Annotated in this window: 16 protein-coding genes; 14 read left to right on the top strand and 2 right to left on the bottom strand. The window is 41.4% G+C overall.

Features of this window, described 5'->3' with window-relative positions; all coding sequences use genetic code 11:
• Window positions 1-8: 8 nt before the first annotated feature.
• From E3D81_RS16690 to E3D81_RS16640, 11 genes are all read left to right on the top strand, one after another.
• On the top strand, window positions 9-1,259 hold the full coding sequence (locus E3D81_RS16690) for a nitrous oxide reductase family maturation protein NosD (protein ID WP_134778294.1): 1,251 nt from the start codon (window positions 9-11) through the stop codon (window positions 1,257-1,259).
• Window positions 1,256-1,975, top strand: coding sequence for an ABC transporter ATP-binding protein (locus E3D81_RS16685; RefSeq protein WP_134778293.1), 720 nt, complete (start codon window positions 1,256-1,258; stop codon window positions 1,973-1,975). Before E3D81_RS16690 ends, E3D81_RS16685 begins: the two co-directional genes overlap by 4 nt.
• 7 nt (window positions 1,976-1,982) lie before the next feature.
• A complete protein-coding gene (locus tag E3D81_RS16680; protein WP_134778292.1) occupies window positions 1,983-2,750 on the top strand; it encodes an ABC transporter permease subunit in 768 nt (255 codons plus the stop codon).
• A gap of 49 nt (window positions 2,751-2,799) precedes the next feature.
• Window positions 2,800-3,624, top strand: coding sequence for a DUF2249 domain-containing protein (locus E3D81_RS16675; RefSeq protein WP_134778291.1), 825 nt, complete (start codon window positions 2,800-2,802; stop codon window positions 3,622-3,624).
• 7 nt (window positions 3,625-3,631) lie between these two features.
• Window positions 3,632-4,903 (top strand): hypothetical protein, encoded by a 1,272-nt coding sequence (locus tag E3D81_RS16670; protein WP_134778290.1) that lies wholly within the window; start codon window positions 3,632-3,634, stop codon window positions 4,901-4,903.
• Window positions 4,893-5,219 (top strand): metal-sulfur cluster assembly factor, encoded by a 327-nt coding sequence (locus tag E3D81_RS16665; protein ID WP_099365065.1) that lies wholly within the window; start codon window positions 4,893-4,895, stop codon window positions 5,217-5,219. Before E3D81_RS16670 ends, E3D81_RS16665 begins: the two co-directional genes overlap by 11 nt.
• A 19-nt stretch (window positions 5,220-5,238) precedes the next feature.
• Window positions 5,239-6,024: a FixH family protein gene (locus tag E3D81_RS16660; RefSeq protein ID WP_134778289.1), complete on the top strand. Its 786-nt coding sequence runs from the start codon at window positions 5,239-5,241 to the stop codon at window positions 6,022-6,024.
• A 12-nt stretch (window positions 6,025-6,036) separates the two neighbouring features.
• On the top strand, window positions 6,037-8,058 hold the full coding sequence (locus tag E3D81_RS16655) for a TonB-dependent receptor (RefSeq protein WP_099365063.1): 2,022 nt from the start codon (window positions 6,037-6,039) through the stop codon (window positions 8,056-8,058).
• A 109-nt stretch (window positions 8,059-8,167) separates the two neighbouring features.
• On the top strand, window positions 8,168-10,279 hold the full coding sequence (locus tag E3D81_RS16650; protein ID WP_134778288.1) for a ribonucleoside triphosphate reductase: 2,112 nt from the start codon (window positions 8,168-8,170) through the stop codon (window positions 10,277-10,279).
• Window positions 10,266-10,451 (top strand): anaerobic ribonucleoside-triphosphate reductase, encoded by a 186-nt coding sequence (nrdD, locus tag E3D81_RS16645; RefSeq protein ID WP_167554358.1) that lies wholly within the window; start codon window positions 10,266-10,268, stop codon window positions 10,449-10,451. Before E3D81_RS16650 ends, nrdD begins: the two co-directional genes overlap by 14 nt.
• On the top strand, window positions 10,432-11,106 hold the full coding sequence (locus E3D81_RS16640; protein ID WP_134778287.1) for an anaerobic ribonucleoside-triphosphate reductase activating protein: 675 nt from the start codon (window positions 10,432-10,434) through the stop codon (window positions 11,104-11,106). The genes nrdD and E3D81_RS16640 overlap by 20 nt, the downstream gene beginning before the upstream one ends.
• 97 nt (window positions 11,107-11,203) lie before the next feature.
• Here E3D81_RS16640 and E3D81_RS16635 read toward each other — a convergent pair whose 3' ends face one another.
• Window positions 11,204-12,952, bottom strand: a complete 1,749-nt coding sequence (locus tag E3D81_RS16635) for a helix-turn-helix transcriptional regulator (RefSeq protein WP_134778286.1) — start codon at window positions 12,950-12,952, stop codon at window positions 11,204-11,206.
• 240 nt (window positions 12,953-13,192) lie between these two features.
• Between E3D81_RS16635 and E3D81_RS16630 the strand changes: the two genes are divergently transcribed.
• The 3 genes from E3D81_RS16630 to E3D81_RS16620 are packed head-to-tail and all read left to right on the top strand — an operon-like array spanning window position 13,193 to window position 14,977.
• Window positions 13,193-13,522, top strand: a complete 330-nt coding sequence (locus tag E3D81_RS16630) for a DUF4870 domain-containing protein (protein WP_134778285.1) — start codon at window positions 13,193-13,195, stop codon at window positions 13,520-13,522.
• Between the two features lie 32 nt (window positions 13,523-13,554).
• Window positions 13,555-14,100, top strand: coding sequence for a hypothetical protein (locus E3D81_RS16625; protein WP_099365057.1), 546 nt, complete (start codon window positions 13,555-13,557; stop codon window positions 14,098-14,100).
• The gene (locus tag E3D81_RS16620) at window positions 14,093-14,977 is read left to right on the top strand and encodes a hypothetical protein (protein WP_134778284.1); all 885 of its coding nucleotides are present in this window, start codon (window positions 14,093-14,095) and stop codon (window positions 14,975-14,977) included. The genes E3D81_RS16625 and E3D81_RS16620 overlap by 8 nt, the downstream gene beginning before the upstream one ends.
• Before the next feature lie 20 nt (window positions 14,978-14,997).
• Here the strand turns inward: E3D81_RS16620 and E3D81_RS16615 are convergent, their stop codons facing one another.
• Window positions 14,998-15,255: a hypothetical protein gene (locus tag E3D81_RS16615; protein ID WP_099365055.1), complete on the bottom strand. Its 258-nt coding sequence runs from the start codon at window positions 15,253-15,255 to the stop codon at window positions 14,998-15,000.
• Window positions 15,256-15,382: the final 127 nt, after the last annotated feature.

The following is a 15,382-nucleotide window of genomic DNA, read 5'->3' as shown; positions in this document are numbered from 1 at the left end:
TGAACATTATGAGAAGCTCAGCTTTGAATATAGTTGGTACAATGATTTGTTTATTTATGGTAGTGGACATGCTACATGCCACTACCATTAAAATAGGCAAAGACCAAGCTGTAAAAACCATCAAACAAGGTATCGAGATGGCAAAGGCCGGAGATACCGTTTTGGTCAAAGCAGGATTGTACAAAGAAGGTAACATCATCGTGGATAAAGCCATAACCCTGTTGGGCGAAGGCAGACCAACGTTAGAAGCCGAGAAAAAGCATGAACCCCTATCTGTAAAATCCCCACACGTAACCATTAAAGGTTTTGAGATCAAGAATTCCGGTCATTCTTCCATTAACGATATTGCGGGTATAAAAATCTACAATACCCATCATGTCAAAGTGATCGATAATATACTGATTGATAATTTCTTTGGGATCTATTCGCAGAACTCCAAGCACCTGGAAATCCTGGATAATAAAATCGAGGCTTATGGAACGGCGGAACAATTGATCGGCAATGGAATACATGGTTGGAAATCAGATAGTCTGCATATTGAGAGAAATACGGTCACTGGCCATCGGGATGGCATCTACCTGGAGTTTGTAACCCATACCCATGTGTTGAATACCATCTCTGAAAAAAACCTTCGCTATGGTCTACATTTTATGTTCTCACATGATAACAGTTATGTAGGCAATACCTTCCGTGCAAATGGAGCAGGGGTGGCCGTCATGTACACCAAAAATGTACATATGGAAAACAACCTGTTCGAAGAAAACTGGGGCGATGCCTCCTACGGAATTCTTTTGAAGGACATTTCAGATAGCCAGATCATCAACAATAAATTTGATCGAAACACCACGGGGATCTTTATGGAAGGATCCAATAGGATACATATAGACAACAACAATTTCATAGGAAATGGTTGGGGGATCAAAATCCAGGCAAGTTGTATGGACAATACATTCAGGGACAATAATTTTATGCAGAATACCTTTGATGTAGCCACTAATGGAACCTTGACCCTGAACAATTTCACCCAGAATTATTGGGATAAATATGAAGGGTATGATCTGGACAGGGATGGAATTGGCGATGTGCCGTTCAGACCGGTCAGCTTGTTTTCCATGTTGGTAGAACGATATCCTTCCGTGATGTTACTGTTCAGGAGTTTTATGGTCACCTTATTTGACCGTTCGGAGAAGTTATTACCAAGTTTAACACCAGAGGGGCTCAAAGATGAGCAACCTCGCATGAAATCAGTGAAGGTATGATCCAGATTCAACATATTTCCAAAGACTTTGGCAAGTTCAAAGTGCTAAAAGATATCAATCTAGATTTGCAGGGCGGGGAATGTATTGCCTTGATCGGGCCAAATGGAAGCGGTAAAACCACCTTGATCAAATCGATCTTAGGCATGGTCGTTCCAACAGCTGGTGATATCCTGTTCGATGGAAAAAACATCCAACAGAAATGGACCTACAGGAACGAGATCGGATATATGCCACAGATTGGGCAATATCCTGAAAACATGACCATCGGTCAGGTGTTGGATATGATGAAGGACATCCGTAAGATGCCGGAGGATACGCTGGACCTCGATCTTTTCCATTCATTTAATCTACCCGCTTTATTGGAAAAAAGAATGGGAACCCTATCGGGTGGGACCAGACAAAAGGTGAGTGCCTGTTTGGCATTCATGTTCAATCCTAAAGCTCTTATATTGGATGAACCAACAGCCGGGCTTGATCCCTTGTCCACCGAGATCTTAAAAGATAAGATCAAGAAAGAAATGGGGAACAATAAATTGATCATCATCAGCTCCCATGTACTCAGTGATTTGGACGACATGGTTTCCCAGATCATTTATCTACAAGATGGAAATCTGATCTTTCATAAATCACTTCATCAATTAAAAATGGATACCGGAACAGATAAGCTCTCGAAAGCGATAGCCCATATCATGTCTGTTTCCAGTCCTTCTAAATAAGGTTCCCATGAATAAAGTAATAAGATATGTCCTGGCAGATTTGTTAAGGAACAAAACCATCATATGCTATACCATTCTCCTATTTGCACTTTCCATTAGTGTTTATAGCATGGAAGATAACTATGAAAAGGGCTTGATCAGCTTATTAAATATCGTCCTTTTTGTGGTGCCTTTGATGAGTATCGTGTTTTCAAGCATATACCTGTATAACAGTTCGGAATTCATCAACCTATTGGTGAGCCAACCACTCAAAAGGACCAATATCTGGTTAAGCCTTTTTGCTGGGCTGGCCGGTCCCTTGAGTCTTTCATTTTTTATCGGTGTAGGTGTGCCTACATTGATGTATGCGTTCAGTAATTCGGGCCTGATCTTGATCGGATGCGGTCTATTGCTGTCCCTGATCTTTGTTTCCATCGCCATGTGGACCTCGGTATTGATCCGGGATAAGTCCAAAGGAATTGGGCTTGCCATCTTATTATGGCTGTATTTCGGCTTATTGTTCGATGCATTGGTCTTGTTCCTCTTGTTCCAGTTCTCCGATTATCCGATCGAGAACATGATGGTGGCCTTATCCATGTTCAATCCCATTGATATCAGTAGGATATTGATCCTCTTGCAGCTGGATCTCTCCGCCATGATGGGTTATACCGGAGCAATTTTCAGGGATTTTTTCGGAACAGGATTAGGAATGGGGATTACCTTGGGTGTGATGTTGCTGTGGTGTCTGATCCCCCTTTGGTTATCCGTAAGGCATTTCCGGAAAAAAGATTTATAAAGAGATATTTTTCAAATGAGCATATCGAGTGCTGTTTTTAAATGTGGCCATGAGGATAAACCAACATACAAAGATATCCGCGCTAATAAAAGCCAACGAATCTAGCATTGATGCTATCGCATCTATAGCCAAGCCTTTGCGTAAAATAAAAATCCCGTTATTGCGTAAATTCTTAACCCCAAGGGTATCTATAGTCGAAGCAGCCAGTATCGCGGGTTGTGAAGTGCAGGATTTCAAACGTGTGTTGGTGCCTCTTGGTTTTATTTGGGAAGAGGATGAGTTTGCTGAAAATACACAACAGGAAGTCAATAAACCCGAAAAACCAGCTTGGTTAGAGCATGCAATCATTGGTAAAGAATTGGATGTCCGTCCTATTTTATTGGGTGGGCAGGATCCATTGAAAGAAATCCTTCAGGCCTATCATCAAGTGCCATCAGGCTCGGTTTTCTTGCTTATCAATTCCTTTATACCCTATCCATTGATACCTATACTGGAAAAGAAAGGGGCTCAATGTTTTGTGGAAGAAATGGAAACGAGAGAGAATCCTGTCTACCATTGTTTTTTTTTGAAAGAGGAGCCCGTGCAAGAGTTGGCTGAACCCATTTCTTTTATCGCTATCCATGAATTGGAGGAAATATTAGAAAATTATCCCTCGGAAAAGATCCTTTTTCTTGATGTACGTGGGTTACCCATGCCTCAACCCATGGAACAGATCCTGATGAAACTGAATGATCTCCAAAAAGCTGAAATATTGTATGTACAACACCATAAGGTGCCCCTGTATCTGATGGAGGAATTGGAAAAGGAAAGATATACCATGCGGATTGCAGAAGTCGGAGAAGGAGATGTAAGGATATTATTTTATCTAAAATAAAGCGAAAATGTCCAGAATAGAAATAAATAAAGCGCCAGAAGCCTATGTGGTCGTTCCATGTTATGTAACTGCTGCACTGTTCTTTGTGCTTGCTTCTATTTTGTTGGGGATTACCGGTAAAGAGATCCTGGGACATTATTTCCAACCCAAGGTGTTGGCCATCGTGCATACACTTGCCTTAGGTTGGGGAAGCATGATTATTTTAGGCGCGGCCTACCAGTTGGTTCCCGTCATCTTTGGAAAGAAACTCTTTTCGCCTCCGATGGCTTTCGGGAGTTACCTGCTGTTGATGATGGGCTCTTTGCTATTGATCTATTGTTTTTGGCATTTCAAAACCGATCATTGGATGATCATCGCTGGGTCACTGGTCTGTCTGAGCTCCTACTTGTACTTCCTCAACCTTTGGATGACCATTAAAGATGTTTCGCATGGTTTTGAACTGAATCTGTTCTTTTCGTTTTCTGCTTTCTGGTTCTGTTTCACCACGACCATTGGCTTGCTCTTGGCGATCAATCTTTACCATGGTTTCTTATCTAAAAACCATTTGGATATCCTAAAACTTCATGCACATGCCGGAATTGTAGGTTGGTTTCTGCAATTGATCCTAGGTGCTGGCGCTAAGATGCTGCCTATGTTCCTGTTGGGAAAGAGCAATAAAACCAGATTCCTGTATGCCGCGGTTGTTTTAATTAATCTGGGTCTTTGTGTATTCTTAGCAGATGGCTATCTGAATAGTGTAGGGTTGAACTCCCTTTGGAGCGCTAGTTTAATTTTCTTAGGGTTTATTTCTTGGGCAATCTATATCCTAGATTGTATAAAGAACAGGGCAAGGAAAAAAATAGACATACCCATGAAGCATGCGCTATTATCTTTTATCTGCTCGCTCATGGCCTTTGCTATGCTGCCAATCGTCGTACAAACTCCCGCTGGAAATGTGATCAGCCTATATGCCTTCCTCATTTTTATGGGTTGGATCACTGGAATTGTGCTTGGGATGACCTTTAAAACCTTGCCATTTATCATTTGGAACTTAAAATTCAAGGATCTGAATGGGAAAGAAAAGATTCCCATGCCCAAGGGTATGTATAGCCAGCAATTACTAAAAGGTCAATTCTTCCTTTTCATTGGCAATCTCCTATTATCCTTATTGGGTATCAGCTTGAAGATTTCTTGGTTACTGGAAGGAGCTACCTACCTATGGACCTTATTGTCCATCCTTTACCTATGGAATGTCTTGATGGTGGTCTTCTATAAAAGAAGGAGGAGTGATGCAGATTAACCTAAGCGATCCATATGCGGCTGAAAAGATCAAAGCGCTACAGGCTTTATCGCAGGTTATCGATCCTGAATTAGGGATCAATATTATAGATATGGGTTTGGTCTACGACCTGGATTTTTCCGAACCGACCAAAATAAAGGTAGAAATGACGCTTTCAACCCCAAATTGCCCGATGGGCGATGCTATTATACAGGGAGTTGAAAATAGACTGTTAACCGCTTTTCCAGCGCTGAAAATCGAAATAAACTTGGTTTGGGAACCTTTTTGGTCGATAGACAAAATGAGCGATGAAGGAAGAGCACAATTGAATATGTGAAAATCAAATCAAAAAAATCATGAAAAAGATGTTATACCTCCTCATGATGAGCATCGGAATGCTGTTCATGGGATCATGTCAAAAAGATGAAGTATTGGATTTGCCGATGGATGGAAAGATTAAATTGGCAGAAACAAGTTTGCCTACTGGAGAACAGCTTAGTGTTTTTGCTGATAAAGCTTTACAAGTAGGCTATCAGAACCTATATTTTCAGGTCAAAAAGAATGGGTTAGCGGTGAAAGATCAGCCATTAACTTTTGCGCCAATCATGGATATGGGCAGCATGGCCCACGGGGCGCCATCAGGAAACCTGACCTATCAATCCAATTTAGAAGCCTACCAAGGTTTTGTCGTATTTACCATGCCTTCAGGAGAATCTGGAACTTGGAGCTTAAAAGTAACCTACCAAGGAAAAGAGGTGGAAATCCCTGTAGACGTAACAGCAGCGGCTACTGGAAATACCCCAGTAAAAACCATTTCTGGAAATGATGGTAAGAAATATGTGTTGGCTTTAGTAGAACCTTCCAAACCAAAGATGGGCATGAATGATTTAGTGCTGATGGTCTTTTTGCGGGAAAACATGTTCTCTTTTTCACCGGTAGAAGGATTAGCCTTAGGTTTCCACCCGGAGATGACTTCGATGAACCATGGTTCCCCAAATAATGTAGTTCCTGTTTCCATCGGCAAGGGCCAATATCAAGGCAAGGTGAATTTTACCATGACGGGCGATTGGCGCTTGTTCTTTGATTTGAAATTGGGAGAAAATGAAATAGCGAAAGACATCTATTTGGATTTACTTTTTTAATATAGGTAGCATATGAAAGCTGTAGCAATAGGTTTGGGACTGGCTGCCATCTTTCTTGGGCATTCCGGTTTTGCACAACATCATGAAAACCACGATACCCTTCGGAATGTAGAAATCGAAGAGGTTGTCGTGGTCAGCCAAGTTGGGATCAATAAACAGGTAGAAAAGGAACAACGTGCTTCCAAGCAGGCCAATATCGACCAGATTCTGGATCGGGTAGCAGGCGTGCAAATGATCCGTCGCGGTAACTACGCCTGGGAACCCAGTATCCGTAGTTTAAATGCCGCCCAGATCAACCTGAGTATAGACGGAATGGCCATTTTCGGTGCTTGCACCGATCGGATGGATCCCATCAGTTCGTATATCGAACCGAGCAACCTGCAACAGATCAATGTGAATTTGGGGTCCTCCTTCCAAAACTATGGTGGTGGAATGGCCGGAGGAATAGACTTCAAACTGGCTGTTCCGGATTTTACCGATCAATCAAGCTTTAAGGGTATGCTTGGAACTGGATATGAAACCAATGCAAAGGCGCTACAGACTTTAGGATCCTTACAATACACGACCGATAGATATGGTTTGTTGATCAACGGGATCTTCCGAAAATCAGGAAATTATAGGGCAGGAAACCAGGCTATCATTTCCAATTCCCAATTCCAGAAATGGAATGCATCCGCGGCTTTCCATTACAAGCTGAATGACAAAAACACCTTGCTTGCCCAATACCTGGCCGATTATGGGCAGGATATTGGTTATCCGGCTTTGACCATGGATGTGGCATTCGCGAATGCCAATATTGCTTCCCTTACACATACCTATACTTCTGCTATTCCCGAGATGTCCCCCATCCGCTCGAAGGTCTATTTCAACCATATCGACCATGCCATGGATGATACCAAAAGACCCATAGAAACCGTGCCTATGCATATGGATATGCCCGGGTTGTCATGGACAGCGGGTCTCTATTCTGAAACAGGATTATCCAAAGGGAATCATTTCTTTCAGGCCAGGGTCAGTGCTTATCTGAACCGATTAACAGCCAATATGACCATGTATCCAAAGGATGCAAATCCCATGTTCATGTATACCCTGCCCGATGTACAGCGCCATTTTTACAGCTTGGATATTTCCGATCGCTACGTATTCAACGAAAGATGGGGCTTGGATGTGATGGGGACGTATAGTCTTTCCCAATCTAATGTATTTAGTACCGAAGGAAAGGAACAGCTTTCCAGTTTTCAAAGAGCTCACTTCAACAGGAATAATCATTTGGGGAATGTGAACCTGACAGGACATTATCACCCAAGTAGCAATTGGCATGTTATGGCCAAAATAGGGTATGCAAACCGAGCCGCTAGTCTGCAGGAATATTATGGTTTTTACCTGTTCAATAGAATGGATAATTACGACTATCTGGGTAATATGGATCTTCAAACCGAAAAATCCCTACAGGCCAGTTTAGGTTTGAGTTTCCAGAAAGAATGGCTGCGATTGGAGGCCACAGCCTATCATTATGCCTTCAAAGACTATATTGTAGGCTCCATTCTCCCCGATTACCAAGTGATGACCATCGGAGCAACTGGTGTCAAGCAATACCAGAACATTCCGGATGCACAGCTTTCGGGAGCAGAACTGTCCTTCAGGATCCAAGCTTTGAAAAACCTCGAATGGATCAGTACAAGTTCCTATACCTATGGTCAGGACAAATGGGGAAATGCGCTGCCATTGATCGCACCATTTACGAATAACAACACTTTCCTTTGGAAAATAAAGGATTGGGTTGCACAAATGGAAGTCGCTTATTATGCCGAGCAGCAGCATGTAAGTCCGGAGGTTTATGGAGATACGAAGACGGGATCTGCTACCCTGCTCCATGCTGGCATCCGAAAAAGCTTTCTTTTCAAAAAGAATCGCATCACAGCTAATATGCGTGTTGAGAATATGCTCGACAGCTATTATTACAGGCATCAGGACATCATGAAAATTGCACGCCCTGGACGGAATTTTATAGCGCAACTGAACATTTCTTTTTAATATTTTTTAATTTATTTAGGCTTATGTTTAGCCTCATAAAATATTCGTTTTTTAGTTCATAGCTTTAGGTAATTCCTTAAAAATCAAATAATAAGTAATTTCTAAAGCTATGATAAATGTGATTAAACGTGATGGGCTGGTTACGGCCTTTCAAGCCTTCAAAATTGAAGATGCGATCCGGAAAGCTTTTCAAAGTGTCAGTCTCCCTTATGATGAAAGTATCCTGGAATCAGTCCTTGCAGAAATCGATTCGAGCAGTCTAATCGATGTGGAGGATATCCAAGATCTGATCGAAACAAAACTCTATTCCCGAGGACATTTCCAGGTGATGCGATCTTTCATGTTATTTAGGCATACCCGAAAACTCCAACGGGAACACATTGATCGGTTCATAGATTCCGGTACTTATGTAGACAGTAGCCACGCGGTTGAAGAATACATCTACCAGAACGATTGGCGGATCCAAGCCAATGCGAACAATTCCTTTTCAAATGCCGGATTGGTGAATAATACCGCCGGAAAGATCATTGCCAATTATTGGCTGGACAAAGTATATAACCGCTTGGAGGGACATGCCCACCGAAATGCCGATATCCATATCCATGACCTTGACTGCCTGACCGGTTATTGTGCCGGTTGGAGCCTACGTGTTTTATTGGATGAAGGGTTCAATGGGGTCCGAGGAAGGGTTGATAGCCGACCTCCATCGCATTTCAGGGAAGCACTTGGGCAGATGGCCAATTTCTTGGGCATTTTGCAGAGTGAATGGGCCGGTGCACAAGCATTCAGTTCCTTTGATACCTACCTGGCGCCCTATGTGTTCAAAGACCAACTATCTGCTGTAGAAGTTAAAAAAGCCATTCGAAGTTTTGTTTATAATTTGAATGTACCGGCTCGATGGGGGCAGTCGCCATTCACCAATATCACCTTGGACTGGAATGTTCCCCAGGATCTTCAGGACCAGATCCCTACCAAAGCCAGTCAACATCTTTTCAAGGGGCTTTCCAGTCCGATTCTCGAAGACCTTGCTAAGGAAAGAGGCGTAGCGTCCTTGTTGGATCTGTGTTATAAGCATTTCCAAAAGGAGATGAACATGATCAATAAGGCCTATTATGAGGTGATGACAGAAGCGGATGCGAACGGGCAACCTTTTACCTTTCCCATTCCGACGGTGAATATTACCGAGGATTTTGATTGGGATGGCGAAAATGTAGAAGTGCTTTTTGAGAATACCGCCAAGATAGGGTCATCCTACTTTCAGAATTTTGTGGGCAGCCAATACCTGATCGATGCGGAGGGAAATAGGGTGGAAAATCCGGATGCTTACAAACCGAATGCGGTTCGGAGTATGTGCTGTCGGCTTCAGCTCGATCTAAGGGAATTGCTCAAAAGAGGCAATGGCTTGTTCGGCAGCGCAGAAATGACTGGAAGTATTGGTGTGGTGACTTTGAATATGGCGCGTCTGGGCTATCTGTTCCGAGGAAATAAGGCCGGTCTTTTCGAACGGATCGATGAATTGCTGCTTTTGGCAAAATCCACCTTGGAAAAGAAAAGAAAATTCATCCAGACCATGTATGATAATGGGCTTTATCCTTATACAAAACGGTATTTACCGCATTTCAGAAACCATTTTTCTACGATTGGCGTAAATGGCATGAACGAAATGATCCGGAATTATACCGCGGATGAGGAAACCATCATCAGCGATTGGGGGATTTCTTTTGCGAGTGAAATCCTGGATTTTATCCGGACACGGTTAAGAACATTTCAGGAGGAAACCGGAAATCTTTATAACCTGGAAGCGACTCCGGCAGAAGGGACCACCTATCGATTTGCGAAAGAGGATAAAAAAAGGTTCCCTGATATTTTACAGGCCGGTATAGACGATAAGATCTATTATACCAATAGTTCCCAGATTCCGGTGGACCACACGGAAGACCCTTTTGAGGCCCTGCTCTTGCAGGATAAATTGCAGTGTAAATATACCGGCGGAACGGTCCTGCACTTATATATGCGCGAAAAGATCAGCACTGCCGAAGCCTGCAAGGAATTTGTGAAAACGGTGATCTCCAATTTCAGGTTGCCCTATATTACCGTAACCCCCGTTTTCAGTATCTGTCCGAAACATGGCTATTTGAATGGCGAGCATGAATATTGCCCAAAATGTGACGAAGAAATCCTTATGAATCATAAATTAACAAATGCAGATGGAAACATGTAAAAATGAAACCTTGCAGGTGTTGGAGCAACATCAGCAGGATAGAAGTAAATGTTTGGTGTATACCCGTGTGATGGGGTATCATCGGCCAATTGAGAGTTTCAATATTGGAAAGCAGGGAGAACATAAGCAGCGAACGCTTTTTAAGGAAAGAAATGACAAAACCGATCTATGATATCAGCCCATTTACTTTATTAGATTATCCGAATAAATCAGCCTGTATCCTTTGGTTTACAGGCTGTAACATGCGTTGTTTGTACTGCTATAATCCCGATATCGTACTGGGAAAAGGTAAGATGAGTATAGAAGATGCGCTGCATTTTCTTCGGAAAAGGAAGAACCTATTGCAGGCAGTGGTTTTCAGTGGCGGTGAATGCACAATGCACCCCGCGTTGTTGCCATTGGCACAGGAAGCTAAGGCGATGGGGTATCTGGTAAAGGTCGACACCAACGGCAGTCGACCAGCTATTATGATGGAATTAATTCGACGAAATTTATTGGATTATGTCGCCTTGGATTTCAAAGGATTGGGCGAACGATTTAAACATATTACGGTAAGCAATTTGTTTGGCGGATTTGAAGAAACATATGCGCTCTTACAGGCGAATAAAATTCCTTTTGAGGTTCGAACGACTGTACATTCGGAATTATTGAGCTTGGAGGATCTACAGGAAATGATTTCGTATCTGGAGAATAAGAAATACGTTGGTACTTACTATCTGCAGTCGGCTTTAAATGATGTGATAACATTGGTCGATTTGCCTAGATCTAGTTACCCATTGCAACTCGAAAGATTAGTGTCCCATAATTTCAACATATTGTGTAGGTGATGGGACCAAAGTGAAGCCGGATTTTAAGTGTGGTGTAAGTGTGAAAAGGCACTTACACCTCACTTACATGTCACTTAAACCCCACTTAAACCTCGAATCAAACAAGCTCCTGAAGGAAGTTTTCCATGTCGGATTCTTTCGGCAGACCAAACTTCTGTTTCAGTCGATATTTGAACATACGTACCGATTGGGGTTCCACATGCAAGACCTGCGCTATCTGTTTTGTCGAAAGCTGCAGATAGATATATGCACAGTATTTAAGATCCAATTGGGTCAGTTTCTGGGTGGATTTATCCATTAATTGCTGAAAGAAATTAGGATGTAACTGCTGGATCTGCCATTTAATATCTTCAAAATCTGCACTCAATAGATTTTCCTCCTTCAACAGTTTTTTCAGTTGTGAAGAATCGCCTTCTTGAATTTTGGATTTGATCTGTTTGAGCATGTCGTTTTTATGCTCAATGATCAGGTTATTTACCAAAGCCTCCTTCTGCAGCTGTTGATGTTTTAGTTCCATGATTTCCTGTTCCGCCTCTTTCTGTTTGGCCAATTGAATTTCTCGTGATTTAGCGTATTGCAGCTTGAACTTGTATGATCTTAACATAAAAATCAATACCAGTACCACAAGAATGGCCGCTCCACCATACACGTAATTCAACTTCTTCTGCAGCGCTGCGGTCTCCTCCAAAAGTTTCAGTTGTTGATCCTTTCTTTCCGTTTCATATTGGATATCCAATTTTTGGGTATTGAACAGCTGTACCTGATCGAAATTCTGTTTCAGTACCATTTCCGCTTTTTTGTGATAGGCCAGGGCGGAAGCTAGATCGTTCTTTTTTTCAGACAGCGAAGATAATTCCTGATACAGTTTATATTCCAATTTTAACAGACTATTATCTTTTCGGTCATTCAATAGGTTGCTGGCAGCGATAAGATATTGTTCAGCGAGCGGAATATTCCCTTCCAATTGCGCAAAAGAGCTCTTGATACCATAAATATTGACCCACCTTCCAAATTGGCCTTTGTTATTCTTTAGCTCTTCCTCCGCCTTTTCCAGATAACCATAAGCCTTCTTTTTTCTTTCTAAGACTGGACCTTCCGCAAATTCCAAATAATAATTTGCCAGATTGACCGCGGTGACCACCTTCGTATTTCCACTGATCTGCTCGGGATGTATTTCATGTATGCTATAGGATTGTAGGAGATGATGATAGCTACTATCCAGATCAGCCCTCTTTTTGTGTTTCCTATATCGGGCAAGGTAAAGACTGGAATAACCGATCTGTACATTGGATTGCTGGTTATAATTCTTTCCCAAATTGGCATTCAACTCACATTTCCTAATGTTCTCCTCCATTTTTTCACTATCGTTCCAGCCACTATAGGTGGAATACAACAGATAATAAAGGGCATATTTCAGGGAATAGGCTTCTGGAACTTGTTGGAGTATGTTTAACCCTTCATTCGCTTCTTTTACGACCTCATCAGATAGGTTCAGAAAACTTTTCAGGTAGGCCGAAGAACGATAGGTAGCAGCCAAGGCTTCGGGATTCAAAGCTGAACTCCTTTGGGCAACACTGAGATCATTGAATTTTTTGCCTTGTTGTAGACTATCCTTGCTTAAATATATGGAACTCAACTGACCATAATAAATAGCAAGCGCATCTGCCGACTTCGTTTTATTGACCTCGCCCATCAATAGATCAATCGCCTCCTCATTTTGGGAATTTAAGACCATTTTCTCTATCTTTAAGAGAATACTTTTGATAGAAGGGTCTATTTCCTTCGAATTACCTTGGGCGCGAAATAGGCTAAATAATAATAAGATCAATACAATTGCGTTCTTCATAGTATACTGCGTTCGAATCCTAATTTATGAGCAATTCTTATTTTATGCTAATCCTATGTTAATTTATGTATATAATTCTGTTAACCTACAAGATTGCTAAATACTGATTATCAGTCATATACGAAAAATGTAGACATTCTGTATATGTAACATAGAATGCCTAAAAATAATTATGGTATAAGATGTGTGATGATTAGAATCAAGATATTAAACAAATCATAAACTAATAAAAAACATATTATGGATTCAAAAGTTCAATCAATCTTAAGCTATTTAGGGATTTTATGGCTAGTTGCTTATTTCGTAGGAAAGGATAATAGAGATCAGTTCAGTCGCTTCCACCTTAAACAAGGGTTGGGATTGATCGTCACATCGATCATCTTTTCTATCGCCATCGGGATTATTGTAAGTATAATTCCTTCTTTGGCCTTTGTTGGAAACATTGTTGGTCTATTATTTTTGGTGCTGATGATCATAGGGATTATCAATGCAGCAAATAACAAGATGGCGGTACTACCGGTAATCGGAAATTATTTTAACAGCTCGTTTAGCTTTTTGGATCGTGATTAAAAGCTAAGATCAATCTTAATAAACAACAGGTTATGTCAGAATTAAGTTCCTTATATGTCAAAGTTCCCATCAGTAAAGAACAATTGCAGAAGTTCAAGAAAAGTCGCCCAGTAGCACCTGCCCTGAACAGCAATTGGACAAATTGGTGGGATTCCCGTGAAATGTACAATAAACAGCCCTTACAGGTGGTTCAATCTTACCATGCAGAGAGCTATGGTCAAGTGATTGAAGAAATCATTGATGAAAGGTTTACAGGCGCACAGGAAACATATGATGAACAAACCAAGACCTGGTATTTCATGGTTTTGCAGTTCAGTGAGAACTATCATGAAATTATTCCGATGATATCCATGTTGAAAGATCTGGCCAATTACCTCGAGCCAAATGCAAAGGGATTGGCCATTTTATATGATTTTATGTGGGATAGGCTGGAACTTATGTTCGAGGTGAATTATCAGGATAAAGAAGCAAAGTTAACTACTGCCCATCGAATCGGGGAAGTGGACGCTCAGGAGATGGAGGAAGCGAATCGATTAATGGAAAGCTGGCAACAGTTCCTGGCATCGCAATATGATTGAGATTAAACTGATATTCTTGTTGATTGGGAGCTTCTTTATGTTGGAGCAACCAAGCCTTTTTGCACCTAAAGCGGTGGTAACCGTTGATCCGATAAAAAAGACCGTACAGATTGACCAGATTGGAATGATTTCCACGGATATGGAATCTGACGTTCTGAAAAATCCTGATTATTTAAAGATCAAGGATAAGGAGGTGAAGTGGGTGGCAGAAACGGATGCCTTTAGCAATAAGGAGGTGTCCTGGTCCGTAGAGGGTAATAAACTATCCTCGAGTATCCGAATGAATTATACGGATGAGCATGATCTCTGGGCCATGGGGATTTTTTATGAAGAAAATAAGTTTTCCATTATCACGGACCAGAACATGAAGGTGTTAAAGGGGAAGTCGAAACAAGAAGGCGATCATTTACATTTTGAGGTCAATGAACCTTTTTCATTTGAGGTGAATATGGATCCCAAAGGGATGGAAATTTTTGAAGGGAATGGTGCGGATCTGCGACTGAAAGAAAATTTAAGGGGTTTCCCGCTTTTCGGAAAGAAATCCAACGAAATCCGTGAGCAGACTTTTCAACGTGCAGAAATTATCAATGAGGTTTTCGAAACCATGGATGCAGGGCCATCTTTTTCAGTGAATAGGGTCGGTAATAAAGCATTGGTCAACGGAGATGTTGAAGCGGAGTTTGATTTTAAGGACAATAATATCCTGCGTATTAAATTGTCGAAAGATATTCCAAATTTCCTGATTTGGGGTATATCTGGAAAATTATACCGATATAGCTTTGATTGTGCACATCGGGTATTGACTTTGAATCAACTTGACGATCCAAAAGGCCTCAATAAAAAAGATATGGTCCTTTATTTTAAAGGTATCGAGTAACGATTTTAATAGCCCTAGTTCTAGATTCTACGCGCGTCCGTGCGTGATTTAATTTCCGTATTGATCTCGCCCAAGCGCATATATGCTGGCAGAAGCGTAAAAAGAGCTGCTGCTAACATGACCGGAAAACCGATCATGTCACTTTTGAAAAAGTAAAGGTGAAGAATGGTCAACATCAAGGTCAATACCAAGGCACCGATCAATAAGATCATTTGTAAGAATTTCCGCTTTTTAATTAACTCCCCTAGAGAGTTTGCTCTTAAACTTAGCTGTTTCATGGATGTTGCCGATAATGGTTTGGCTATTGAAGCTTGTCGAACTTGTGGCTACTTAGCTACAATATAATGCTAACATAAGAATATTTTTAGAAATATTTCAACCTAATTTTTTAAAATTTAATTAAGG

Origin of the sequence: Sphingobacterium sp. CZ-2, assembly GCF_004526235.1 — a bacterium.
In the GTDB taxonomy this organism is placed as follows: Bacteria; Bacteroidota; Bacteroidia; order Sphingobacteriales; family Sphingobacteriaceae; genus Sphingobacterium; species Sphingobacterium tenebrionis.
Note: the sequence above shows the minus strand (reverse complement) of the source record. Positions and strands in the feature narration are given on the sequence as shown.